The following is a 23,285-nucleotide window of genomic DNA, read 5'->3' on the forward strand; positions in this document are numbered from 1 at the left end:
GCCCTCGCACGACCCCGTGGTCCCGGCCGCCGTGGGCGCCCCCGACACCGGCCCCGTCCGGCTGGCCGGCGCCCAGGTGCCCATCGGGCCCGGACCGCGCGTCTCCGACGTACGGGCGGCCGCGGTGAAGGCCCCGCCGCCCGAGGCCGCCCTCGCCGGCTCGTGGTCCAAGCCGCGCCCCGGCGTCAACGGCGCCGACCCCGTCGTACTGCCCGCCTCCCCTCCGGAGGCCGCCTCGGGCTGGCGCCCCTGGCGCTTCCGCATGTCCAACGACGTGTGGGGCACCCCCTCGGTCGCCGGCGACCTCGTCTACGTCACCTCCTTCGAGGTCCACGCCCTGGACGTGGCCACCGGCCGGCGCCGCTTCAAGACGCGGGACGTGGCCTGGTCGATGGCGATCGCGGACGGCCGTATCCACGCCTCCGACGGGCCCACGCTGTTCGCCCTGGACTGCCGCGAGGGGGCGGACCTGTGGCGGCTGTCCACCGACGCCTGGGTGTACTCGCTGCACGCCGACCGCGGCACCGTCGTCACCGGCACCCGCGGCGGAGGCGTCCAGGCCTGGGAGGCCTCGGGCGGCCAGAAGCTGTGGGAGCTCACCGGCGCCCAGACCGACTTCGAGTCGCCGGAGGCCGGACCCGCGGTCCACGAGGGCACGGTGTACGTCTGGCAGGACGCCCGGCTGCGCGCCCTGGACGCCCGCACCGGCGAGGAGCGCTGGTCCTACCCGATCGGCGACGCCGCCTCCTGCGGCGGAGTGCCGCTGCGGGTGACCCACGCGCCCGACGGCTACGCCTACATCTGCGCGGGCAGCCGGGTGCTGGCGATCGACGTGGCGAGCGGCCATGTGAAGTGGCACTTCGAGGCGCCCGCTGTCTTCCTCAGCGCACCCACCTTCGCGCCGGGCCCCGCGGTGACCGGCGGCGGCATCTATCTGGCCGACTACCTCGGCACGGTCTACGCCCTCGACGCCGCCGACGGCCGCGACCGCTGGCGCATCGCCACCGAGTCCCGGGCCTCGATCGAGCCGGTGCTGGTGGCGGCCGGGCATGTGCACGTGGGCAGCGGCAAGGGGCTCTACACCCTGGACGCGGTCACCGGCACGCCCAAGTGGCGCTTCCAGGCGGGCGGCGACATCGTGGGCGCCCCGGCGGTGGCGGACGGCCGTATCCACTTCGGCTCGACCGACCATCTGCTCTACACGCTGAAGGCCGACGACGGGCGGCTGCGCTGGAAGCTCGCGACCGGCGGCGAGATCACCGGATCGCCGGTGGTGCGCGACGGCGTCGTGTACGCGTGCAGCAAGGACCGGTGCGTGTACGCGCTGGACGCTGAGAAGGGCACGGGCACGGCCCGGACCACGTAGGAAGTTGGGACGGCCGTCGTACAGGTTCACGGAAGGGCCGGACGGCGGCCGTCCAGGGCCGACGCTACGCCGGGTACGCGACGGATGCCACGCGGTGACCTGATCGTGACAGGTGATCGATAAGGTCACGGCATGCATTCACGGGGGCGCAGTCTCAAGTTCACGGCCGTACTGGGTTTCGTGGTCCTGTCTCTGACGGGCTTCACCGGTCACAGCCACCACAGCAGGAGCCACGGACACTACGGGGACAGCGGGGGCGGCTGCAGCAGCTCCTCGCAGGACCACGACAGCTCGTCGTACAGCAGCCACAACAGGTACTACGACGATGACGACTACGACGACTCCTACGGCGGCAGCGGCTCCGGCGGCACGTCCGTCTCCACGTCCAGCTCCCCCTCCGGCCACGAGGACGGCACGGCACGGCTGGTGAGCTGCGCGACGGTGAAGCACCCGTACGCGACCGTCGAGATCACCAACCCGAACGCCGTCAAGAGCGGCTTCGACGTCCACATCACCTTCGAGGACGCGGACAACATGACGGTCAACGGCACCATCAAGGAGTTCACGGTGCCGGCGAACGGCACGAAGACCGTACGGATCCCGGTGGACAACGCCGAGGAGGCAGCGCCTCAGGTGGACCACTGCGACCTGGATCCGGTCGCGTCCTACCACTGGTGACCGATCCGGTCACCGGGTCCTGAATCCCGGACGGCGGGCGGTGAACAGTCCCGCCTGCCGTTCGTGCGGCAGATTGCCCAGCGCGATCAGGTGCGGCGCCTGGGCGAACCCGGCGGCGATCGCCTGCTCCTTCGCGGCCCACAGCGCCCGCACGGTTCCCTGCACACCTTCGGCCGGGAGCCCGGCGAGCACGGCGGCGCAGGCGGTCGCCGCCGCCAACGCCTCGCCCGGCGCGGTGAGTTCGGAGACGAGGCCGATGTCGTGTGCGCGCCTTGCGGAGATCCGCTCGGCGGTGCCCATGAGCATCATCCGCGCGACCTCGCCGTAGGGCATGCGCTGGGTCATCAGGACGGACTCGTAGGCGCTGACCATGCCGTAGGTGGTGTGCGGGTCGAAGAAGGCGGCGGTGGTGTCGGCGACGAGGAAGTCGCTCTCGCCGAGCAGATAGAACGCGCCTCCGCAGGCCATGCCCCGTACGGCGGCGATCACGGGTTTGAAGAGGTCGTTGGACTTCGGCCCGATCCTCAGCAGTGGATCGTCGCTCATGTAGGGGGAGCCGGGCTGCGGTACGACGGCGTCCCGGTCGAGGCCGGTGCTGAAGGCCTTCTCGCCCGCGCCGGTCAGCACGACGGACCGCACCGAGTCATCGAACCTCAACTCACGCCAAATCTGCCGCAGTTGATCCCGCATGGTGAGGTCGATGGCGTTGAGGCGGCCGGGCCGGTCGAGGGTGACGACCGCGACACCGGTGTCCTTGTCGGTGTCCAGGCGCACGGCGGTGGTCATGAGCGCTCCAGGACCCACTGCGGCAGACCGCCCTCGGTGAACACGACCTGCACCCTGGCGCCGATCCGGATGCGCTCGGGCGGCACGGAGCCGAGGCGGGCCCCGGCCTCGGCGACCAGATTGCCGACCAGGCGGATGCGGGGGGCCTCGGCGAGTTCCACGACGACGACGTTGTACGGCGCCTGCTCGGCGTAGTCGGGCAGCAGGGGCGGGTGCGGGACGACGTAGGACCAGATGCGGCCGTGGCCCGAGACCCTGCGCCACTCGCTCGCGAAGGACTGGCAGTGGGGGCAGCAGGGGCGGGGCGGGAAGCGCGGCTCGCCGCAGGAGGCGCACGCCTGGACGCGGAGTTCGCCCCGGCGCGCGTACTCCCAGAAGGGGGCGCCGTCGGCGTCGGTGACGGGGGAGAGCACCGTAAATCAACTCCTCAGGAGCAGGGCGGAGGTGGGGACGCCCTCGCCGGCGGTGACGAGGCAGGTGGCGGCGCCGGGGACCTGCGCGGTGCTGGTGCCGCGCAGCTGCTTGACCCCTTCGGTGATGAGGTTGAACCCGTGCACGTAGGCCTCGCTGAGCCCGCCGCCCCCGGTGTTCACCGGCAGCCGTCCGCCGATCTCCAGGGCGCCCTGCTCGGTGAACGCGCCGCCCTCGCCCCGGCCGCAGAAGCCGTAGCCCTCCAGGGAGAGCGGTATGAGTGCGGTGAACGCGTCGTAGATCTGGGCGACATCGACGTCCTGCGGGGTGAGGTCGGCGTGCTTCCAAAGATGGCGGGCGGCGGTCCAGGCGGGGCCGGTGAGCGGGTCGTCGTTCCAGTAGTTGACCATGCCGTGGTGCTGGGCGGGCAGGCCCTGGGCGGCGGAGTGGACGTAGACGGGGGTGCGGCGGCAGTCGCGGGCGCGTTCCGCGGAGACGACCACGCAGGCCAGCGCGCCGTCCGTCTCCAGGCAGTTGTCGAACAGGCACAGCGGTTCGCTGATCCAGCGCGAGGTCATGTACATCTCGCGGGTCAGCGGGCGCTCGTACATGATCGCGGCGGGGTTCTGGTTGGCGCGGTTGCGGCAGGCGAGGGCGACGTTGAAGAGGTGGTCGCGGGTGGCGCCGAACTCGTGCATGTAGCGGCGGGTGAGCATGGCGATCTCGTCGACCGGGCGCAGCAGGCCGTAGGGCCGGGTCCACTGGGCGGGTGTGGGCAGTTGAACGGTGGTGTTGCTCCAGGGCCGGGGCCCGCTGCCGCGTTTGCGCGAGCGCCAGGCGACGCCCACCGTCGCCTGTCCGGTGGCGATGGCGGCGGCCAGATGCGCGACGGTGGCGCACGAACCGCCGCCTCCGTAGCCGACCTTGGAGAAGTGGGTGAGGTCGCCGAAGCCGACGGCCTTGGCCAGCTCCACCTCGTCGGTGTCCTCCATGGTGTAGCTGGCGAGGGCGTCCACCTCGCCGGGGGCGATGCCGGCGTCGTCGAGGGCCGCGAGGACGGCGCGGCAGGCGAGCGTCTTCTCGTCGTCCGGAAGCTGTTTGGCGAACGCTGTCTGCCCGATACCGACGATCGCGGTGGCGTCCTTGAGGCCGATGCCTGACGTCATGCTGCGCGCACCTCCGCATGCTGAAGCGGCTGCTGACAGGGCGTCAGGCTACAGCTAATCTGACGGGTAGTCAGCTAGTAAGTCTGGAGGCCGTGGTGCGCGGTGACTTGGAGTGGGGCAGCGTTCCGGGACTCGTCCGATCCGCGGCCGAACGGTACGCGGACGTCGAGGCGGTGGTGGACGGGCGCACAAGGATCTCGTACGCCGAACTCGGCGCCCGCGTCGAACGCTCGGCGGCGGCCTGCATGGCGAACGGCGTCGCGCCGGGCGACCGGGTCGCCATCTGGGCCCCGAACTCGCTCGACTGGATCGTGGCGGCCCTCGGCGCGGTCTCGGCCGGAGCGGTGCTGGTGCCGCTGAACACCCGCTTCAAGGGCGGCGAGGCGGCCGACGTACTGCGCCGCAGCGGGGCGCGGCTGCTGTTCGTGACGGGCACCTTCCTCGGCACGTCGTACGTCGCCTCCCTGCGGCGCGAGATCGCCAAGGGGCCGGGGCTGCCCGCGCTCGAGCAGGTGGTGGTGCTGTCGGACGACGCGCCCGCCGAGTACCGCACCTGGAAGGACTTCCTCGCGGCCGGCGACGGGGTGAGCGGGGCGGAGGTGCGCTCGCGCGAGGCGGCGGTGGACGGATCGCTGCCGTCGGACATCGTCTTCACCTCCGGCACGACGGGCCGCCCCAAGGGCGCGGTGATCACGCACGCGCAGACGCTGCGGGCGTACGAGATCTGGTGCGACCTCGCCGGGCTCAGGCGCGGCGACCGCTATCTGGTCGTGAACCCCTTTTTCCACACCTTCGGCTACAAGGCCGGGGTGCTGGCCTGTCTGATGCGCGGCGCGACGATGATCCCCCAGCCGGTCTTCGACATCGACACGGTGCTGGCGAACATCGCCTCGGAGCGGGTGTCGGTGCTGCCGGGACCGCCCACCCTGCACCAGTCCCTCCTCGACCACCCCGCCCGCGACACCCACGACCTCTCGGCGCTGCGGCTGGTGGTGACGGGCGCCGCGGTGGTGCCCCTGCAACTGGTCGAGCGGCTGCGTGGCGAGCTGGGCGTGGAGACGGTCCTGACGGCCTACGGCCTCTCGGAGGCCAGCGGCATCGTCACGATGTGCCGCCGCGGCGACGCCCCGGCGGTCATCGCTTCCACGTCCGGGCGCGCCATCCCCGGCACCGAGGTGCGGGTGGAGGCACCGCCCGGCAGGCCCGGCGAGGTCCTGGTGCGTGGCTTCAACGTCATGCGGGGCTACTACGAGGACGCGGCGGCCACCGCACAGACCCTGACGGAGGACGGCTGGCTGCGCACCGGGGACGTGGGCGTGCTCGACGAGGCCGGCAATCTGCGGATCACCGACCGCATCAAGGACATGTTCATCGTCGGCGGCTTCAACGCCTACCCGGCGGAGATAGAGCAACTGCTCGGCCTGCACCCCGCGGTGGCGGACGTCGCGGTCGTCGGCGTACCCGACGCACGGCTCGGCGAGGTCGGCCGGGCCTACGTGGTGCGACGCCCGGACGCGGTGCTCACCGGCGACGACCTGATCGCCTGGGCCCGCCGGGAGATGGCCAACTACAAGGTGCCCCGCGAGGTGGAGTTCCTGGCACAGCTGCCGCGTAACGCGAGCGGGAAGGTGGTGAAGGGGGAGCTGCGGGGGCGCTAGGCGGCGGGTCGCGTCGAGGCGGTGATTGGCGCGAAGATCTCACAACAGCGACCCCAAACCCGGCCATTCAGGGCGCTTCGCGGGACATTCACTCCAATCCCTGGCTCAACGGCTCCGGGAGAGTGCGGAGCGGATGGTGGTGAGCATCGCGGCCGGGTGGTGGAAGACGTCTTCTGCTGTGAAGCGGCGGAGGTCTTGGATCTCGGGGCATTGGAGGATCTCGTTGAAGCGGGCGATGTCGCGGCGGTGCGAGTCACGGGTGCCGTGGTAGGCGTAGCCCTCGATCTCGACGGCCAGGCCTTCTGCGCGGAAGAGGAAGTCGAGATAGCGGCGGCGGCCGTCGGGAGTGCGTACCTCGGCCTGGGTCTCCGGGCGCAGTCCGGCGTCGAGTATCCGCAGGCGGGCGATGGTCTCGGCCGGTGAACCGGAGCCGCGGTCGACGAGCTGATGCCAGTTCCGGGCTCTGGTGGCACCGAGGAGCGGGGGCTCAAGGGCGACGGCGAGGGCGGCCGGGGTGATCAGCGGGGCGCGGCGCCGCTCGCCCACCCTGCGGTAACCAAGGGCCGACTCCACGGCGACGAGGGCGTCGTCCCGCGGACCGGCCCGGAGCAGATCGGCGAGGGTACGGGGGACGTCGGTCACCTTCAGCCCCCACCGTTCGGTCACCTCTGCCTGGCCGAGGGGGACGCGATGCACGCGGAGGCCGTCCAGGCTCTGCCGGAGAATCAGTTCGGGGTCTGTGAAGTCGAGGGGGTCCGCGGCTGCGGCGTACGGCAGCTCGATCTGCCACAGGCGGGCAGCCGAGCGGTGGCTCACGACGAGCCGCGGATTGAGGAGTTGGGTGGCTCTCAGTCCTACGACCAGATCGACATCCCTCCCGGGCTCGGCCCAGGCGCCACGCCGAATCCGGGTCCACTCCTCCAGCTTCAGCCTTCGGGAGAGGGAGGCCCGGTTCCAGCCTGCCGCCAGGGCCCGCGAGGTGAGCAGCACGCCCCCCTCGACCAGCGACCTCAACTCCGTGCGTTCCACGGGTCCACTGTGGCGGAGGGGAGCGCGGAAGGTGCCTGGGGCTGTGGATAACGCTGTCGATAACCTCGGCTCAGTTGAACTCCGCCAGGAAGGCGGCCCAGGCCCCGGCCGGGAACAGGAGTACGGGGCCGTCCTGGGCGTTCTTCGAGTCGCGGACGGGGACGATGCCGGGGAGGCCGGTGGCGACTTCGACGCAGTCGCCGCCGCTTCCGTTGCTGTAGCTGCTCTTGCGCCACAGCGCGGAACTCAAGTCACGCTCGGTGTCTGCCATTTCGAAAGTCCTTAGCCGCTTGATCGATCATGGCCAGGGACGCCTCGGGGGACAGCGCCGTGGCCCTGAGCAGATCGTACGACCTGCGGTAGTCCTTCACGAGGGCCGGATAGTCGATGAGCTGGCCGCTGTGGAGACCCTCCGTGTACACCACGGGCGGCTGGTCCGTGAACGTCATGACCTTGATCATGCCCATCATCATCGGGTGGGCTGCCGTCGTTTCCGGAACGATCTGCAGAACGCTCTGCGTGGACCGGATCACGTGCGCGATGTGCTCCAGCTGCGCGGCCGCCTGCTCCGGCGGCAGCAGCGGCCTGTCGATCAGCGCCTCGTGGAGGATCGCCCAGAACGCCGGCTGGTCCTCACGCTGCCAGAGCTTGGCGCGTTCCATGCGGGCGCGCACCTGCTTCTCTACCGTCTCGGGCCGCAGCCAGGGCAGGGACGTGCGCACGACTGCCGTGGCGTACGCCTTCGTCTGGAGCAGGCCGGGCACCAGCGACGGCGCCCACTCCTCAATCGACTCCGCGTGCTGCTCCATCTCCGCCACGTCCGCGAAGTACTCCGCGTGCCCCGACTGCCGTGCCCTGCGGGCGTCTTCACAGCGGCGCTCGAAAAAGCCGTCCGTGCCCAGCACCTGGTCGACGTGCCGGGCGAGGTCGATCGGCATCCGCCGCTCGCCCCGTTCGATCTGGCTCAGGAACGGAACGCCGCGGAAGCTTCCCTCCGCCAGTTGTTCGAGCGTGAGGCCGGCCAGTTCCCTCTTGTAGCGCAACTCGGCACCGTAGAAGGAGGGGACGTTCGCCGACGCGTCGGGGTCCTTGCGAGGGGGCACAACACACCACCACCGTTTGCCAGTTGCTCTGCGTAGCCGAAAACCCTTTTACGGTACGCCGCTTCGCGTCAATCTGTGACCGATTCATCACAGAGCGCGAAGAAGTGAAGAAAGGGACGCGCGACCATGCCCCCACACCAAACCCCCACCAGCAGCCCCACCGTCTACGACAGCACCCTCAAGGCGGCGGAACCTCCCAGGGCGCCCCATCTCCAGCTCGACCTCCTCGCTTTCCCCGACGCTGTCCCGGAGTTGCGCCGCACGGTGCGTCAGTACCTGGGTGTTCCGTGCGCCGACGTGCAGCTCTGTGTCACGGAACTCGTCGGGAACGTCATCCGGCACGTGGGGGAGGGGACGCCCGTACGCGTTCGAGTGGCCCGTGCGGACGGGTGTACTCGTGTCGAGGTCTGTGATCCTGACCCTCGCGCACTCCCCGTGCTCATGCGGGTCGCGGACGACGACGAATCCGGTCGCGGACTCGTGCTGCTCGACGCGGTGGCGCTGCGCTGGGGCGTGGAGCCGGAGGCGGCGGGCAAGACGGTGTGGTGCGAACTGGAGAGGGGGGAGTGAGACCGGCGCCGGCGCACACCACGACCGCGGCGGCTCCCCTCCGCGCCGCCGCGGTCGATCCCCGTGTCGGTGGGCCTACTTGGCCGGCTTGAACGGCTCCGAGGTGGCGTGCAGGTCCTTCGTCTCCAGCGGCTCGTCGGTGGCGTGCAGGTCGTCGGTCGTCACGGGCTGGTCCGTGGCGTGCAGGTCGTCGGTCGTCACCTTGCCGTCCGTGGTGCCCGTGGCGTGCAGGTCGTCCGGCTCGATCGTGTCGCTCATGGTGGTCAACTCCCCTTTGGTACGGATCACATGAATGGATCGGCGGGGCCCGCCCGGTCACTCCCCCGAGGATGGCCGGACGGGCCCTTCGAGGCCGCCCACCCCCGATGTGCGGATGCGGCCTCTCAGCAGTGACCCGTCTGCCCCCCGACGCGACGGATCGACTGGGTCCAGCATGGCGCAGGCCGATAAACGAATGATGAACGGCCCCGGCGCATGCGCTCAGGCCGCCCGCGCGGGCGTCAGCAGGGCCCGGACCTCCTCGGCCTCGGGGGAGCCCAACTCCTCGTAGATGCTCATGGCTTCCTGCCAGCAGACCTGGGCCCGGCCGGTCTGGCCGATGCCGCCGAGGGCGCGGCCGAGGACGGTCAGGACGTTGCCCCGCCGCCATGCTCCGCCGATGCCGCGCAGCACCGTCAGCGCCATCTCGGCGCCCGCCGCGGCCTGCGCGGGACGCCGGGCGGCGAGGTCCACCTCGGCCAGCCGGAACAGGCTCATGCCCTCCCACAGGCGCTGACGGCTGTCCCGGAACACCTCGAGCGCCTCGTGCAACCGCTCGGCCGCGGAGTCCAGTTCGCCGCTATGGGTGAGGGCCAGGCCGAGCGCGTAGCGGGCGTTGGCGCCGCGCATGGTGTTGCCCATGGCGTCGTAGATGTCGATGCCCTCCTGGGCCAGGGCGACCGCGCTCGCCGTGCGCCCGGTGGCGAGGTGGATGCGGGAGAGGTTGCACAGGGCGCTGGCCTCACCGGGCCGGTCCGCGAGGGTGCGGAAGTGCTCGATGGCCTGGGAGAGGTGCTCCTCGCCGTCCTGGTGGCGGTTCTGGTAGAGCGCGATGATGCCGAGGGCGTTGCTCGCCCAGCACACCGGCAGCAGGTCGCCCGCCTGCCGCGCGAGGAGCGTGGCGCGCTCGGCCTCCTGGCCGGCCTGCTCGAACCGGCCGCTGACGTGGTGGACGTTGACCAGGGTGGTCAGGGCGCGCGCCTCGGCCCGTGCGTCGCCGTGCCGCCGGGCCGACTCCAGCAGGGCCTTCGCGGTCGCCTCGTACCCCTTGGAGTTGGCCCCCGACTCGGACAGGTCGTGCGCGGCCCACAGCAGGTCGATGGCGCGGGCGAGGGTCTCGGGGCGGGCCGCGGACTGCGCGACGCAGGCGAGCAGGCAGACCGCCTCCGCGTACAGCCAGTCCTGCGCCTCGTGCCGGTCCGCGAAGCCGAGGCCGGGGTGGGCGGTCGGCTCCAGGTGGTCGACCAGGCGGTCGCCGGGCCGCTCCATCGCGTACACCCGGGCCGCCGTGGCCAGATAGAAGTCCAGCAGGCGGGACATCGCCGCGTCGCGTTCGCTCGGCGGCCACTCGTCGCGCTCGGCGCACGCACGCGCGTAGAGCCGGACCAGATCGTGGTAGCGGTAGCGGCCGGGCGCTGCCGACTCCAGCAACGAGGTGTCGACGAGGGACTCCAGCAGGTCCTCGGTCTCCTCCAGCGGCAGGTCGAGTACGGCCGCTGCCGCCGCCACGGAGAGGTCCGGGCCGTCCGCGAGGCCCAGCAGGCGGAACGCGCGCGCCTGGGCCGAGTCCAGGGCGCCGTAGCCCAGTTCGAAGGTCGCCTTGACCGCCAGGTCGCCGGCCTGCAGCTCGTCCAGGCGGCGCCGTTCGTCGGCCAGTTTCGCGGCGAGCACGGAGACCGTCCAGGTGCGCCGGGCCGCGAGCCGGGAGGCCGCGATCCGGATGGCCAGCGGCAGGAAACCGCAGGCCGCCACGACGTCGAGTGCCGCCTCGCGCTCCGAGGCCACCCGCTCCTCGCCCACGATCCTGGTGAACAGCAGCAGCGCCTCGTCGGGGGACATCACGTCCAGGTCGACGAGGTGCGCACCGGCCAGGTCGACCATCCGTACCCGAGACGTCACCAGGGCCGCGCAGCCCTCCGTGCCGGGCAGCAGCGGACGGATCTGCGCCGCGTCCCGCGCGTTGTCCAGCAGCACCAGCACCCGGCGCCCGTCGAGGACGGAGCGGTACAGCGCGGCGCGCTCCTCCAGGGAGGCCGGGATCGCCGAGTCGGCGGTGCCGAGCGCCCGCAGGAAGGACCCCAGCACCGTCTCGGGCTCGGCCGAACTGGCCCCGGCGCCCTGCAGATCGACGTACAGCTGTCCGTCCGGGAACGCGGTCCGCGCCTGGTGGGCGACGTGCACGGCGAGCGTCGTCTTGCCCACGCCGCCGATGCCCGCCACCGCCGATACGGCCATCACCCGGCCCTTGGCCGAGGCCAGCACCTCGCTCAGCTCGGCCACGATGGACGAGCGGCCCGTGAAGTCCGGGACGGTGGCCGGGAGTTGGGCGGGCCGTACCGGCGCGGGGGCGGGTTCGGCCGCGGGCGAGGACGGCTCAGCGAGGTGCGGGTCCGCCTCCAGGATCCGCTGCTGCAGCTCGCGCAGGCCCGGTCTCGGGTCCACTCCCAGCTCGTCGGCGAGCAGTTGCCGGGTGTCCGTGTACACCGCGAGCGCCTCGGCCTGGCGGCCGCTGCGGTAGAGCGCCAGCATCAGCAGCTCGCGCAGCCGCTCGCGCAGGGGGTGCGCCGCGGTCAGCGCGGTCAGTTCCGAGACGGCCTCCGCGTGGCAGCCCTGCTCCAGGTCCATGTCCAGGCGGGATTCGAGGAGTTGCAGCCGCCACTCCTCCAGCCGCACCCGCTGCGCCTCGGCGTAGGGACCCGGCACCCCGGCCAGCGCCTCGCCGTCCCACAGGGCGAGCGCCCGGCCGAGCGCCTCGCGCGCCCGGTGCAGATCGCCCGCGCCCCGCGCCTTGTCCGCCGCGGCCGCCAGCTCCTGCGCGGCCACCAGGTCGAGGGCGTCCTCGCGCAGTCCGCGCACCGCGTAACCGCCCGACTCGCTCACCAGGACCCCGGGGTCCAGCACCTTGCGCAGCCGGGAGGCGTACGTGCGCAGCGCGGCCAGCGCCTGCGAGGGCGGTTCCTCGCCCCATACGGCGTCGATCAGTTCGGCCGCGGTCGCGGTGCGGCCCTCGCGCAGCAACAGGGCGGCGAGCAGGGCCCGTTGCTGCGGGGAGCCGGTGCTGACCGCCTCCTCGCCGCGCCGGGCCCGTACCGGACCGAGCACGGTGAAGCTCAGCGCGGCAGGCTCCGCCGCGGAGCCGGCCCGCCTCTGCTCCGGCACTCGCGGTACACCGTCCATCGCCGTTCCCCTTAGACCAGCCGTCGAGCAACTCCGTCAGTCTGCCTTGTCCATGGCTGATGCGTCAGCTGTGGAGAGCGCGCTCACAGACAGACGCGCTGGATATCACAGGGTCCTCACCCGGTCTTCGCACACTTCCGGACAGACCCGAGCAACAAGATCCCCGCAACCGCATAGCTGACGGACCGTCAGATCAGCGCTACCGTGGCCGCCATGGACACCCAACCCAGCAACCAGGCCACATTTCCCCTGATCATCTCCGTCGACGACCACACCGTTGAGCCCGCGGACGTCTGGAGCAGCCGGCTGCCGAAGAAGTACCAGGACACCGGGCCGCGCATCGTCCGCGCGCCGCTGAAGGAAATGACCTTCCTGGGCGGGCGGTTCAGGCCGGTCATGGGCGGGCCCGGCGACGACGGCCCCCTCGGCGACTGGTGGGTCTACGAGGACCTGCACCGGCCGCTGACCCGCCTGGACACGGCGGTCGGCTACAGCAGGGACGACATCAAGCTGGAGATCATCACCTACGAGCAGATGCGGCCCGGCTCCTTCGACGTGCCGCAGCGCCTCGCCGACATGGACGTCAACCACGTCCAGTCCGCCGTCTGCTTCCCGACCTTCCCGCGCTTCTGCGGCCAGACCTTCACCGAGGCCAAGGACCACGAACTCGGGCTGCTGTGCGTGCAGGCGTACAACGACTGGATGGTGGAGGAGTGGTGCGGCCCCGACGCGCAGGGCCGGCTGATACCGCTCACGCTCATCCCCCTGTGGGACCCGGAGCTCGCCGCCGCGGAGGTGCGGCGCAACGCGGCCCGCGGGGTCCGCGCGGTCGCCTTCTCCGAGATACCGCCCTACCTGGGTTTGCCCTCCATCCACGGCGACGACTGGGACCCCTTCCTCGCCGCCTGCGCCGAGACCGGCACGGTCGTCGCCATGCACATCGGCTCCAGCAGCCGTATGCCCTCGACCTCCAAGGACGCGCCGCCCGCGGTCGGTTCGACCATCACCTTCGCCAACTGCTGCTTCTCCATGGTCGACTGGCTGATGAGCGGCAAGTTCGAGCAGTTCCCCGACCTGAGGGTGATGTACGCCGAGGGCCAGATCGGCTGGATCCCCTACATCCTGGAGCGCGCCGACGTCGTCTGGGAGGAGAACCGCGGCTGGGGCGGGGTCGCCGACAAGGTGCACCGTCCGCCGTCCGAGCTGTTCGCCGAGCACGTCTACGGCTGCTTCTTCGACGACGCCTTCGGGCTGAGGAACCTCGACGCCATCGGCCTGTCCAACGTCCTCTACGAGACCGACTACCCCCACTCCGACTCCACCTGGCCCAAGTCCCGCGAGGTCGGCGAGGCGCAGATGGGCCATCTGGCACCGGACGTGGTGGAGCGGATCGTGCGGGGCAACGCCATCGACCTGCTCGGGCTCACCGAGGACGGGTTGTGGAGCGCGGCTCGGTGAGCGCGGGCCTCGTGTACGGGATGCAGCTGCCCGTGCAGTCCCAGAGCACCATCTACGCCGAAGGCTGGGAGGACCGGGCCGGGCCCGCCGATCTGGTGGAGATCGCCCGCGCCGCCGAGCGCGCCGGGTTCGACTACGTGGCGAGCTGCGACCACGTCGCTGTCCCGCGCCGCCTCGCCTCCGCCATGAGCACCGTCTGGTACGACCCCGTGGCCACCCTCGGCTTCCTCGCGGGGGTCACCGAGCGGGTGCGGCTGCTCAGCCATGTCGCCGTGGTCGGGCTGCGGCATCCGCTGATCACCGCCAAGCAGTACGCGACGGTCGACCACCTCAGCTCGGGGCGGCTGATCCTGGGCGTGGGCGCCGGGCACGTCCGGGAGGAGTTCGAGGTGGTGGGCGCCGACTTCGAGCGGCGCGGGGCCGTGCTCGACGAGTGCATCGACGCCCTGCGCGCCGCCCTCGGCCCGCAGGAGTTCCCCGAACACCACGGCAAGCTCTACGACTTCGAGGGGCTCGGCCAGCGACCGAGGCCGGCCCAGGAGAAGGTCCCGCTGTGGGTCGGCGGCTCCTCGCCCGCCGCCGTGCGCCGGGCCGCGCTCAAGGCGGACGGCTGGCTGCCCCAGGGCGACCCGCGCGACCGGCTGCCCGCCCAGATCGCCAAGCTCAGACGGCTGCGCGCGGAGGCGGGCGTCGAGGAGCCGATCACCGTCGGGGCCATCACCGAGCCCCTGTACGTCGGCGAGCCCGCCTGGGACGTCGGACGCCGCACCCTGACCGGCTCCCCGGAGCGGCTCGCCGAGTCCCTGCGGGCGTACCGCGCGATGGGCGTGGACCAGATCCAGGTGCGGTTCCGCAGCCGCGCCCGCAGCGAACTCACCGACCAGATCGCCGCGTTCGGCGCCGACGTGGCGCCCCACCTGTGAGGAGTACGGCATGGGCAAGCTGGACGGACGCGTCGTGCTCGTCACCGGGGCGGCGCGCGGACAGGGCGAGCAGGAGGCCCGTCTCTTCAGAGCGGAGGGCGCCGAGGTCGTGATCGCCGACGTCCTGGACGAGCAGGGCGCAGCGCTCGCCGAGGAGCTGGGCGCCCGCTACGTCCACCTGGACGTGCGCCGGGAGGACCAGTGGCAGTCGGCGGTGAGCACTGTCAAGGACGCCTGCGGCCGCATCGACGGCCTGGTCAACAACGCGGGCATCCTGCGCTTCAACTCCCTGCTCGACACGCCGCTGGACGAGTTCATGCAGGTCGTGCAGGTCAACCAGGTCGGCTGCTTCCTCGGCATCAAGTCGGTGGCGCCCGTGATGGAGGACGGCGGCACGATCGTCAACACCGCCTCCTACACGGCCGTGACCGGCATGGCCGCCGTGGGCTCCTACGCCGCCACCAAGCACGCCATCCTCGGCCTGACCCGCGTCGCCGCCCTGGAGCTCGCCGACCGGCGCATCCGGGTCAACGCGATGTGCCCAGGCGCCATCGACACCGCGATGTCCAACCCGGCCCAGCTGGACCCGGCGGCGGACGCGGCGGAGATGAGCCGGGCGCTGGACGAGCTGTACCGCAAGCTCGTCCCGCTCGGCCGGATCGGCCGCCCGGAGGAGGTGGCCCGCCTCGCCCTCTTCCTCACCGGCGACGACTCCTCCTACATCACCGGGCAGCCGTTCGTAATCGACGGGGGCTGGCTGGCGGGGGTCTCGGTCATCTGACCGGCATTCGACCGTCATCTGACAGGCCGTCAGCTATTGACGGTGCATGCGGGCGGTGCAACAGTTCGGCGGCAGAGAATCTGACGGTGCGTCAGGAACGTAGGGATGGTGACCCGCCTTGGAATTCGGGCTCTTTGTACAGGGATACGTGGGCAAGCGCGCCGAGACCGATCCGCTCGCCGAGCACAAGGCGCTGATGGAGGAGACCGAGTACGTCATCCAGGCGGACAAGTCCGGCTTCAAGTACGCCTGGGCGTCCGAGCACCACTTCCTGGAGGAGTACTCCCACCTCTCCGCCAACGACGTCTTCCTCGGCTACCTGGCGCACGCCACGGACCGCATCCACCTCGGCTCCGGGATCTTCAACCCGCTGGCCCAGGTCAACCACCCGGTGAAGGTGGCCGAGAAGGTCGCCATGCTCGACCACCTCACCGGCAACCGCTTCGAGTTCGGCAGCGGACGTGGGGCCGGCTCGCACGAGATCCTCGGGTTCATACCGGGCGTGACCGACATGAACTACACCAAGGAGATCTGGGAGGAGACGATCGCCGAGTTTCCCAAGATGTGGCTCCAGGACGAGTACGCCGGCTTCCAGGGCAAGCACTGGCAGCTGCCGCCGCGCAAGGTCCTGCCGAAGCCGTACGGGAAGTCGCACCCGGCGATGTGGTATGCCGCCGGGTCGCCGCCCTCGTACGCGATGGCCGCGAAGAAGGGCCTCGGGGTCCTCGGGTTCAGCATCCAGAAGGTCTCCGACATGGAGTGGGTGCTGGAGCAGTACAAGACGGCCATCGTGAACGCCGAGCCCATCGGCGACTTCGTCAACGACAACGTCATGGTGACCACGACGGCGATCTGCGCGCCGACGCACGCGGAGGCGATCGAGATCGCGGTGGGGGGTGGGCTGCACTATCTGCCGTCGTTGGTGTTCCGGTACCACGACACCTTCCCGCGGCCCGAGGGGTTCCCTGTGTGGCCGGAGACGCTGCCCGAGTACAACGCGGAGTTCGTGGAGCTGCTCATCGAGGAGGAGCTGCTGATCTGCGGCGATCCCGATGAGGTGACGCGGCAGTGCAAGCGGTGGGAGCAGGCCGGGGCGGATCAGCTGAGTTTCGGGTTGCCGGTGGGGGTGCCCAAGGAGGAGACGTTGCAGACGATCCGGTTGATCGGGGAGCACGTGATTCCGAAGATCGATACGGATCCTGTGCACCGGACCTCGCGGTTCCGGGCTGCTGTGTGATCTCCGTTGGCGGGTGCGGGTGTGTTGTGGCTGGTCGCGCAGTTCCCCGCGCCCCTGAAAGCTCCTGCGCAAACGGTGCTTGAGGAGGCCAGGTTCATGCTTGATCACGTCATCAAAGGGGCGACGGTTGTTGACGGGACCGGGGCGCCCGCGTTTGTCGCCGACGTCGGGATACGGGACGGGCGGATCGCCGTCGTCGGGGCTGTCGCCGAGGAGGCGCGCAGTTCCGAGGACGCTTCCGGTCTGGTCCTCGCCCCCGGGTTCGTCGATCCGCACACGCACTACGACGCCCAGTTGTTCTGGGATCCGTATGCCACCCCCTCCCTGAACCACGGAGTGACGACCGTCGCCGCGGGCAACTGCGGTTTCACGCTTGCGCCCTTGAATCCGGCACGCCCCCAGGACGCCGACTACACGCGGCGGATGATGTCCAGGGTGGAGGGGATGTCGCTGGTGGCGCTGGAGGAGGGGGCGCCGTGGAGCTGGAACTCGTTCGGGGAGTATCTGAATGCCCTCGAAGGGCGGATCGCCGTCAACGCCGGGTTCATGGTGGGGCACTGCGCGCTGCGGCGGTACGTGATGGGGCCCGACGCGGTCGGCGGGCAGCCCAGTGAGGAGCAACTCGCCGAGATCGTACGGCTGTTGCACGAAGCAATGGACGCCGGTGCCTGGGGGTTCTCCACCACCCAGTCCTCCAGCCATGCGGACGGCGACGGACAGCCCGTGGCCTCGCGGCACGCGAAACCCGCGGAGCTGCTCGCGCTGTCGCGGGCGGTCGGTGAGCACGAGGGGACGCAGATCGAGGCCATCGTCGCGGGCTGCCTGGACCAGTTCAGTGACGCGGAGATCGACCTGTTCGTGGAGATGAGCGCCGCGGCCGGACGGCCCCTGAACTGGAACGTGCTGACCATCGACGCGGCCGTCCCCGAGCGGGTGCCCCGGCAGATGTCCGCGAGCGAGCGGGCGCGCAAGGCCGGCGGCCGGGTCGTCGCGCTGACCATGCCGATCCTCACCCCGATGAACATGTCGCTGGGCACCTTCTGCGCGCTGAACCTGATACCCGGCTGGGGCCCGATCCTCGGGCTGCCGGTCCCGGAGCGCATCGCGAAGCTGCGGGACGCCGGCGTACGGGCCGAGATGCTGCGGCGCGCCGAGTCGAAGGAGGCGGGCGTCTTCCGGCGGCTCGCCGACTTCGGGCGGTACGTCATCGGCGACACCTACAGCGAGGCGAACGCCGGGCTGACCGGGCGGGTGGTACGTGACATAGCACAGGAGCGCGGCCAGGACCCCTTCCACTGCCTGGTCGAGATCTGCGCCGCCGACGATCTGCGTACGGTCCTGTGGCCGATGCCCACCGACAACGACCCGGCGTCCTGGGCGCTGCGCGCGGAGACCTGGCAGCACGAGGACGTGCTGCTTGGCGGGTCCGACGCGGGCGCGCATCTGGACCGTATGTGCGGGGCGCCGTACACGACGCGGTTCCTCGGCGACTGTCTGCGCCGCCGGAAGCTGGTCGGTCTTGAGCAGGCGGTGAAGATGCTCACCGACGACCCGGCGCGGCTGTTCGGGCTGCGCGAGCGCGGCCGCATCCAGGAGGGCTTCCATGCGGACCTGGTGCTCTTCGACCCGGAGCGGATCGACGCGGGCCAGGCCACCCTGGTGCACGACCTGCCGGGTGACAGTCCGCGGCTGGACGCCAAGGCGATCGGGGTGCGGGCCGTGTGGGTCAACGGCACCGAGGCGATCCGGGACGACGTGGTGAGCGGTGCCGTACCGGGCAGGGTGCTGCGGTCGGGGCGGGACACCAGGACGGTGAGTACTCGGTGAGGGGAGCGGGCGGTGGGCGCGGCTGTTCGCGGGGGTGCGGCTCGTGGTTCGGGCCGGGCGACCGGGGTCGTGGCGTGGGCGGGCGTGGTGGGCTGCAGTGTGCCGGGGCTGTGGTGGGGGCGGGACACCAGGGCGGTGAGTACTCGGTGAGGGGAGCCGGCGGTGGGCTCGGCTGTTCGCGGGGTGCGGCTCGTGGTTCGGGCCGGGTGATCGGGGCCGTGGCGTGGGCGGGCGTCGTTCGCTGCAGCGTGCCGGGGCTGTGGTGGAATCCGGGCGCGGGGGCGGTGAGTGACGGGTGAGTCAAGTGGCCGATGGCCAGCGGCTGTTCGTGGACGGAGCGTGGGTCGAGCCGGACGGCGGGCATTACGCCGTGGTCGACCCGGCGACCGAGGAGACCGTCGGATGGGCCCCGGAGGCCTCCCGGGACCAGGTGCACGCGGCGTGTGCCGCGGCCCGCGCGGCCTTCGGGCCGTGGTCGAGGACCTCGCCCGAGGAGCGGGCGGCGGTGCTCGGCCGGGCGGCGGACATCATCGGCAGCCACTTCGGGTCGTACGCCGAGCTGGCGCAGGCGGAGACCGGCGCCACGACCGGGACGGCACGGGCGATGCAGGTCGGGGTGGGCATGGCCCGCTTCCGGCGCTACGCCCGCGTGGAGCCCGCCGAGTGGGCGATCGCGCCGCAGATCAACGAGGCGGGGCCGATGGGCAGGGCGGGCGTGATGGGCGCGCTGGTGGTGCGCCAGCCGGTCGGCGTCGTCACCTGCATCACCTCGTACAACAACCCGTGGGCCAATCCGGCGGGCAAGATCGCCCCCGCGCTCGCCATGGGCAACACCGTGGTCGTGAAGCCGGCCCCGCAGGACCCGCTGTCGGTGTTCCGGATGGCGGAGGCCCTGGAGGCGGCGGGCGCGCCGCCGGGCGTGGTGAACGTGGTCTGCGGGCAGTCGGCCGAGGTCGGCGCGGCCGCCGTGTCGTCGTCCGACGTAGACATGGTGAGCTTCACCGGCTCCACGGCGGTCGGGCAGCGCATCGCGGAGGCGTGCGGCCGTGACATGAAGCGCCAGTTGATGGAGCTGGGCGGCAAGGGCGCGGCACTCGTCCTCGACGACGCGGACCTCGCGTCGGCGGTGGCGGGCATCGGCACCACCTTCTCCTTCTACAGCGGCCAGATCTGCACGGCCCCGACGCGGGTGCTGGCGCAGCGGGGGGTCTACGACCGGCTGGTGGAACAACTGGCTTCCTACGCAGGCCGGTTGAAGGTAGGCGATCCACGACAGAAGGACACCGTGGTCGGCCCGGTGATCTCCGCGGCGCACCGCGAGCGGGTGGAGTCGTACGTCGAACTGGGCCGCAAGGAGGGCGCGGTGGTGGTGACGGGCGGCGAACGCCCGCCGCACGAGCGCGGGTTCTATGTCGCCCCGACCCTGCTGGCCGACTGCACCAACGAGATGCGCGTGGCCCGCGAGGAGATCTTCGGGCCCGTCGTCGTGGTCGTCCCCTTCGACGACGAGGACGAAGGCATCGCCCTCGCGAACGACAGCGACTACGGCCTCATCGACTACGTCTGGTCCGGCGACGTCGCCCGCGCCTTCCGCGTGGCCCGCCGACTACGAGCCGGCGGCGTCGGCGTCAACACCGTGGGCCGCAACATGGAGGCCCCCTTCGGCGGATTCAAGAAGAGCGGGGTGGGCCGGGACGTGGGGTCGTACGCCCTGCACGCGTACAGCGAGGTGCAGGCGATCGTCTGGCCGGGGTGAATGGGGTGGGGTGCGCGGGACGGGGCTCGGGTGTCGTTGACCCCGCCCGTCCTCGCCCGGCCTCACTCCTCCAGATCCACCCGCACCGTCAGCAGTGACGCCCCCATCGTCCGTACCGCCATGCTGTTCATGCGGGGCAGGGTGCGCAGGCGGGCGACCGGGTCGTCGGTCGGAAGGAGGTGGGCGGTGCCGGTGTGCCAGTGGCCGTGGAGGCGGATGCGTACGCGTGGGTCGGCCTTGATGTTGCGGATGTACTGGGAGCGCTCGCCGAACTCGGAGACCAGCCAGAACGCGTCGCCGATCCGGCGCCCGCCGACCGGTGTGCGGCGGGGCAGGCCCGAGGTGCGGCCGGTCGTCTCCAGCAGGGTGTGACCCGGCAGGCGGCGTACGAGTGCGTTCAGGCGGCGCTGGAACGTCGTGACGACGCGGTACTTGGTCTCCGAGTGGCGGGGCATGTTCGGGGTTCTCCTGTGTCGCGGGGGCGTCGATGCCTTTCAATGTCCCCTACGGGGGATCGGACGGCAGGCGGAACCTCGAACGTTCCTGTGCGAAGGACGGTGGCCATGCGCGTGGTGACCTGGAATCTGTGGTGGCGTTTCGGCCCGTGGGCCGAGCGGCAGAAGGCCGTCCTCGCGGTGCTGGAGGAACTGCGGCCGGACGTCGTGGGGCTGCAGGAGGTGTGGTCCGCCGACGGCGAGAACCTCGCCGAGTGGCTGGCCGGCGAGCTCGGACTGCACTGGACCTGGGCCGCCTCGCCCGCCTCCGAGCGCTGGCAGCGGCGGATCGGCGAGCCGGGCGTGGAGATCGGCAACGCGGTGCTGAGCCGCTGGCCGGTCCTGGAGCGCGAGGTGCTGCGGCTACCCGCCCCCGAGGAACTCGACGACGGCCGCCTCGCCCTCTACGCCCGCCTGGACACCCCCGGCCACCCGGTGCCCTTCTTCACGGTCCACCTGGCCTCCCCGCTGCACGCCTCCGCCGTACGCCGCACCCAGGTCATCGCACTCGCGGAGTTCGTCGCCGAGCACCGTGTGGGCACGGACTTCCCGCCGATCGTCACCGGCGACTTCAACGCCTGGCCGGACTCCGACGAGATCCGCCTCTTCGGCGGGCTGCGCACCGCCCCCGTCGTCCCCGGCCAGGTCTTCTTCGACGCCTGGGACTACGCCGACCCGGCCGCCCCGTCGGTCACCTGGGACATCACCAACCCCTACGTGCACCCGGGCCTCGGCCCCAGCCTCCGCATGGACTACATCCACATCGGCGGCCCGGCCGGCCCCGACGGCATCGGCACGGTGGAACACGCCCAACGAGCGGGCGACGGCCCGATCGACGGGGTCTGGCCCTCGGACCACGCAGCAGTGGTCGCGGACCTCACCGCCGGCCCGTTTTAGCGCCGCCCCAAAAAGATCGGATTCGTGAACGCCGCCAGTGCCCCCGGCAGCGGTCCCGCCGCCGTCTCGTGTCTCAACTCCGCCCGTACGTAAGCCGCGTACGCCGGAGTCGTCTGCCACTCCAGCGTGCCCGAGCCGGTGACGGGCAGGGGGTCGGAGGTGAGCAGGACGCCCTGGTCGGTGACGAGGCGGATGGTGCAGCGGGGGGCGCCGGTGGCTTCCACGTGGATTGTGACGGGGGTGTCGGGGGTGACCTCCAGGCGTTCGCCGATGCCCGCGTGCCGGCCCCTCCCGCCGGTCGCGGTGAAGGTGAGCGAGACGTGCTGGGACTCGGCGACGTAGGAGCGGCCCGCGCGGATGCCGTCCTGGATGGCCTCGCGGGTGAGGTCATCGGCGAGCACGACGGTCTGCGGCAGCCCGACCGCGTCCGGGTCCCGGTGGGCGTCGCTGTTGCCCATGGCCGGCAGCCACTCCTCGCGCCCCTCGCGCACGGTCGCGACCAGCAGATTGTCCCATTCCGCGAGCGTCACCTCGTCGTCGGGCGTGTACGGCCCGTTCCACACCTCGACCGCGTCCGCCTCGCCGAACCCGAACTTCCAGCCGCAGCCGATGCAGGTGGCGTGCGGATGGGCGGGGACGACCAGGCCGCCGGCCCGGCGGATCTGGCGGGCGTACTTCGCCCAGCGGTTGTCGCGGGCCCGGTAGCGCCAGTCGACGAAGGTGCCGGGCTCGGTGCCGAGCGCGACGACATGGCCGTTGCGGGTGGTGATCTCCTCGCCCAGCATGATCATCAGGTCGTCGCCCGCCTCGGTGGCCCAGTGCGGATGGGCCGAATGCGTGTTGTGGTCCGAGGAGTTGATGAAGTCCAGCCCGGCGGTTCGGGCGAGCGCGGCGATCTCCGCCGGGGTGCGGCGCCCGTCGGAGTACCAGGAGTGCAGATGGCAGTCGCCGCGGTACCAGGCGCGCCCCCGCCCCCTCGCCCGCTCCGGCGGGTAGACGGGCGCCGGCGTCCTGCCGGGCTCCCCGTACGTCAGCGTGATCGTGAGCTCGTACGACAGCCCCTGCGGAGCGACCGTGTACGGCCCCAGCGCCACATGCCAGGTGCCCTCCCGCACCGGCCCGGGCACATAGCCCGGCGAGGCGTCGTCCGCGCGGATGAAGAACTCCGAGCGCGCGCCGCCCGACCAGCCCCGAAAGCCACGGCCGCCGAGATCGGTGCCGCGCTCGTCGAAGATGCCGATGTCGAGGGCGTTGCCCTGGGTGCCGGCCGGTACGGACGGTTTGTCGTAGGTGTAGGCGACCTTGATCTCCCGTACGCCGGAGGGGACTTCGACGGGTACGTACACGTAGTCCGGCGAACCGGTGGGCAGGGTGCCGCGAATCGTCCTGGTCTGCTGGTCCTGGCCGTCGGCCGCCGCGAAACTCACGCTTCCCAACGTAAGCGCGGCGGCCGCGCCCGTCACGAACAGAGCGCGTCGTCCGATGCCATGGGCGTCCTCACACATGCGAGCCACCTTCGGGTCCGGGTGTGAACGTGCCGGAAAGGAGAGGGAATCGGGGCTCGACGACGATATGGCATGTACATGGGTGCGACGCCAGGGATTCGACGGTACTTCCGCCAGTTCTCCGTGAAGGTACTTCCGCCGGTTCTCCGTGAAAATGAGGCCGACTGGTCGGTATGGACTTTTGGCAGGGTGCCGGGTAAAGAAG

The 23,285-nt window shown here is 71.4% G+C and carries 21 protein-coding genes; 11 read left to right on the top strand and 10 right to left on the bottom strand.

Translation table 11 applies throughout. The features are described from left to right. The coding region (locus tag JYK17_RS25955; RefSeq protein WP_222811290.1) for an outer membrane protein assembly factor BamB family protein at window positions 1–1,366 on the top strand (1,366 nt) is incomplete at its 5' end. Between the two features lie 132 nt (window positions 1,367–1,498). Then, entirely contained in the window at window positions 1,499–2,044 is a 546-nt protein-coding gene (locus tag JYK17_RS25960; protein WP_128802217.1) for an LEA type 2 family protein, read from the top strand. A 9-nt stretch (window positions 2,045–2,053) separates the two neighbouring features. Here JYK17_RS25960 and JYK17_RS25965 read toward each other — a convergent pair whose 3' ends face one another. From JYK17_RS25965 to JYK17_RS25975, 3 genes are read right to left on the bottom strand one after another with little or no spacing between them, the layout of a single operon-like run. Continuing rightward, a complete protein-coding gene (locus JYK17_RS25965) occupies window positions 2,054–2,830 on the bottom strand; it encodes an enoyl-CoA hydratase/isomerase family protein (RefSeq protein WP_108008583.1) in 777 nt (258 codons plus the stop codon). After that, window positions 2,827–3,243 (bottom strand): Zn-ribbon domain-containing OB-fold protein, encoded by a 417-nt coding sequence (locus tag JYK17_RS25970; RefSeq protein WP_108008581.1) that lies wholly within the window; start codon window positions 3,241–3,243, stop codon window positions 2,827–2,829. The genes JYK17_RS25965 and JYK17_RS25970 overlap by 4 nt, the downstream gene beginning before the upstream one ends. 6 nt (window positions 3,244–3,249) lie before the next feature. After that, window positions 3,250–4,407: a lipid-transfer protein gene (locus JYK17_RS25975; protein ID WP_206660169.1), complete on the bottom strand. Its 1,158-nt coding sequence runs from the start codon at window positions 4,405–4,407 to the stop codon at window positions 3,250–3,252. A 95-nt stretch (window positions 4,408–4,502) separates the two neighbouring features. On the opposite strand from JYK17_RS25975, the gene JYK17_RS25980 reads away from it, so the two are divergent. After that, a complete protein-coding gene (locus tag JYK17_RS25980) occupies window positions 4,503–6,065 on the top strand; it encodes a FadD3 family acyl-CoA ligase (RefSeq protein WP_234548064.1) in 1,563 nt (520 codons plus the stop codon). Window positions 6,066–6,170: 105 nt separating this feature from the next. On the opposite strand, the gene JYK17_RS25985 is transcribed toward JYK17_RS25980, so the two are convergent. From JYK17_RS25985 to JYK17_RS25995, 3 genes are all read right to left on the bottom strand, one after another. Further along, window positions 6,171–7,094, bottom strand: coding sequence for a hypothetical protein (locus tag JYK17_RS25985; RefSeq protein ID WP_108008579.1), 924 nt, complete (start codon window positions 7,092–7,094; stop codon window positions 6,171–6,173). 70 nt (window positions 7,095–7,164) lie between these two features. Continuing rightward, entirely contained in the window at window positions 7,165–7,365 is a 201-nt protein-coding gene (locus JYK17_RS25990; RefSeq protein WP_108008577.1) for a DUF397 domain-containing protein, read from the bottom strand. After that, window positions 7,346–8,197 carry a helix-turn-helix domain-containing protein gene (locus tag JYK17_RS25995; RefSeq protein WP_108008575.1) on the bottom strand — a complete coding sequence of 284 codons (852 nt, stop codon included), beginning with the start codon at window positions 8,195–8,197 and terminating at the stop codon, window positions 7,346–7,348. Before JYK17_RS25995 ends, JYK17_RS25990 begins: the two co-directional genes overlap by 20 nt. Before the next feature lie 126 nt (window positions 8,198–8,323). Here JYK17_RS25995 and JYK17_RS26000 point away from each other — a divergent pair, with 126 nt between their 5' ends. After that, a complete protein-coding gene (locus tag JYK17_RS26000; RefSeq protein ID WP_108008573.1) occupies window positions 8,324–8,767 on the top strand; it encodes an ATP-binding protein in 444 nt (147 codons plus the stop codon). 75 nt (window positions 8,768–8,842) lie between these two features. Here JYK17_RS26000 and JYK17_RS26005 read toward each other — a convergent pair whose 3' ends face one another. Together JYK17_RS26005 and afsR are read right to left on the bottom strand one after the other, a co-directional pair. Continuing rightward, window positions 8,843–9,025, bottom strand: coding sequence for a hypothetical protein (locus JYK17_RS26005; protein ID WP_108008571.1), 183 nt, complete (start codon window positions 9,023–9,025; stop codon window positions 8,843–8,845). A 222-nt stretch (window positions 9,026–9,247) separates the two neighbouring features. Then, on the bottom strand, window positions 9,248–12,202 hold the full coding sequence (afsR, locus tag JYK17_RS26010) for an SARP-family global regulator AfsR (RefSeq protein WP_222811291.1): 2,955 nt from the start codon (window positions 12,200–12,202) through the stop codon (window positions 9,248–9,250). Window positions 12,203–12,415: 213 nt separating this feature from the next. On the opposite strand from afsR, the gene JYK17_RS26015 reads away from it, so the two are divergent. From JYK17_RS26015 to JYK17_RS26040, 6 genes are all read left to right on the top strand, one after another. Beyond that, complete coding sequence (locus tag JYK17_RS26015) at window positions 12,416–13,660, top strand: amidohydrolase family protein (RefSeq protein ID WP_222811292.1); 1,245 nt, start codon at window positions 12,416–12,418, stop codon at window positions 13,658–13,660. Between the two features lie 20 nt (window positions 13,661–13,680). Continuing rightward, window positions 13,681–14,583, top strand: a complete 903-nt coding sequence (locus tag JYK17_RS26020; protein WP_108009151.1) for an LLM class F420-dependent oxidoreductase — start codon at window positions 13,681–13,683, stop codon at window positions 14,581–14,583. Window positions 14,584–14,593: 10 nt separating this feature from the next. After that, entirely contained in the window at window positions 14,594–15,364 is a 771-nt protein-coding gene (locus JYK17_RS26025; RefSeq protein ID WP_222811293.1) for an SDR family NAD(P)-dependent oxidoreductase, read from the top strand. 118 nt (window positions 15,365–15,482) lie between these two features. Next, complete coding sequence (locus JYK17_RS26030; RefSeq protein ID WP_108008563.1) at window positions 15,483–16,601, top strand: LLM class flavin-dependent oxidoreductase; 1,119 nt, start codon at window positions 15,483–15,485, stop codon at window positions 16,599–16,601. Window positions 16,602–16,697: 96 nt separating this feature from the next. Next, a complete protein-coding gene (locus JYK17_RS26035) occupies window positions 16,698–18,428 on the top strand; it encodes an N-acyl-D-amino-acid deacylase family protein (RefSeq protein ID WP_222811294.1) in 1,731 nt (576 codons plus the stop codon). Between the two features lie 295 nt (window positions 18,429–18,723). Beyond that, on the top strand, window positions 18,724–20,184 hold the full coding sequence (locus tag JYK17_RS26040; protein WP_222811295.1) for an aldehyde dehydrogenase family protein: 1,461 nt from the start codon (window positions 18,724–18,726) through the stop codon (window positions 20,182–20,184). Between the two features lie 62 nt (window positions 20,185–20,246). Here JYK17_RS26040 and JYK17_RS26045 read toward each other — a convergent pair whose 3' ends face one another. Then, a complete protein-coding gene (locus tag JYK17_RS26045; RefSeq protein ID WP_108008557.1) occupies window positions 20,247–20,639 on the bottom strand; it encodes a nitroreductase/quinone reductase family protein in 393 nt (130 codons plus the stop codon). A 108-nt stretch (window positions 20,640–20,747) separates the two neighbouring features. Here JYK17_RS26045 and JYK17_RS26050 point away from each other — a divergent pair, with 108 nt between their 5' ends. Further along, a complete protein-coding gene (locus JYK17_RS26050) occupies window positions 20,748–21,575 on the top strand; it encodes an endonuclease/exonuclease/phosphatase family protein (protein ID WP_222811296.1) in 828 nt (275 codons plus the stop codon). Here JYK17_RS26050 and JYK17_RS26055 read toward each other — a convergent pair. Then, complete coding sequence (locus JYK17_RS26055; RefSeq protein WP_222811297.1) at window positions 21,572–23,080, bottom strand: CehA/McbA family metallohydrolase; 1,509 nt, start codon at window positions 23,078–23,080, stop codon at window positions 21,572–21,574. The two genes, JYK17_RS26050 and JYK17_RS26055, sit on opposite strands and share 4 nt — an antisense overlap. Window positions 23,081–23,285: the final 205 nt, after the last annotated feature.

Source organism: Streptomyces plumbidurans (genome assembly GCF_019857225.1).
In the GTDB taxonomy this organism is placed as follows: Bacteria; Actinomycetota; Actinomycetes; order Streptomycetales; family Streptomycetaceae; genus Streptomyces; species Streptomyces plumbidurans.

Excerpts from the sequence above, each read along its gene's own strand:
- JYK17_RS25960 (WP_128802217.1), top strand. The coding sequence starts at position 1,499 with ATGCATTCACGGGGGCGCAGTCTCAAGTTCACGGCCGTACTGGGTTTC.
- JYK17_RS25965 (WP_108008583.1), bottom strand. The coding sequence starts at position 2,830 with ATGACCACCGCCGTGCGCCTGGACACCGACAAGGACACCGGTGTCGCG.
- JYK17_RS25975 (WP_206660169.1), bottom strand. The coding sequence starts at position 4,407 with ATGACGTCAGGCATCGGCCTCAAGGACGCCACCGCGATCGTCGGTATC.
- JYK17_RS25990 (WP_108008577.1), bottom strand. The coding sequence starts at position 7,365 with ATGGCAGACACCGAGCGTGACTTGAGTTCCGCGCTGTGGCGCAAGAGC.
- JYK17_RS26000 (WP_108008573.1), top strand. The coding sequence starts at position 8,324 with ATGCCCCCACACCAAACCCCCACCAGCAGCCCCACCGTCTACGACAGC.
- JYK17_RS26005 (WP_108008571.1), bottom strand. The coding sequence starts at position 9,025 with ATGAGCGACACGATCGAGCCGGACGACCTGCACGCCACGGGCACCACG.
- afsR (WP_222811291.1), bottom strand. The coding sequence starts at position 12,202 with ATGGACGGTGTACCGCGAGTGCCGGAGCAGAGGCGGGCCGGCTCCGCG.
- JYK17_RS26015 (WP_222811292.1), top strand. The coding sequence starts at position 12,416 with ATGGACACCCAACCCAGCAACCAGGCCACATTTCCCCTGATCATCTCC.
- JYK17_RS26020 (WP_108009151.1), top strand. The coding sequence starts at position 13,681 with ATGCAGCTGCCCGTGCAGTCCCAGAGCACCATCTACGCCGAAGGCTGG.
- JYK17_RS26025 (WP_222811293.1), top strand. The coding sequence starts at position 14,594 with ATGGGCAAGCTGGACGGACGCGTCGTGCTCGTCACCGGGGCGGCGCGC.
- JYK17_RS26035 (WP_222811294.1), top strand. The coding sequence starts at position 16,698 with ATGCTTGATCACGTCATCAAAGGGGCGACGGTTGTTGACGGGACCGGG.
- JYK17_RS26045 (WP_108008557.1), bottom strand. The coding sequence starts at position 20,639 with ATGCCCCGCCACTCGGAGACCAAGTACCGCGTCGTCACGACGTTCCAG.
- JYK17_RS26050 (WP_222811296.1), top strand. The coding sequence starts at position 20,748 with ATGCGCGTGGTGACCTGGAATCTGTGGTGGCGTTTCGGCCCGTGGGCC.
- JYK17_RS26055 (WP_222811297.1), bottom strand. The coding sequence starts at position 23,080 with ATGTGTGAGGACGCCCATGGCATCGGACGACGCGCTCTGTTCGTGACG.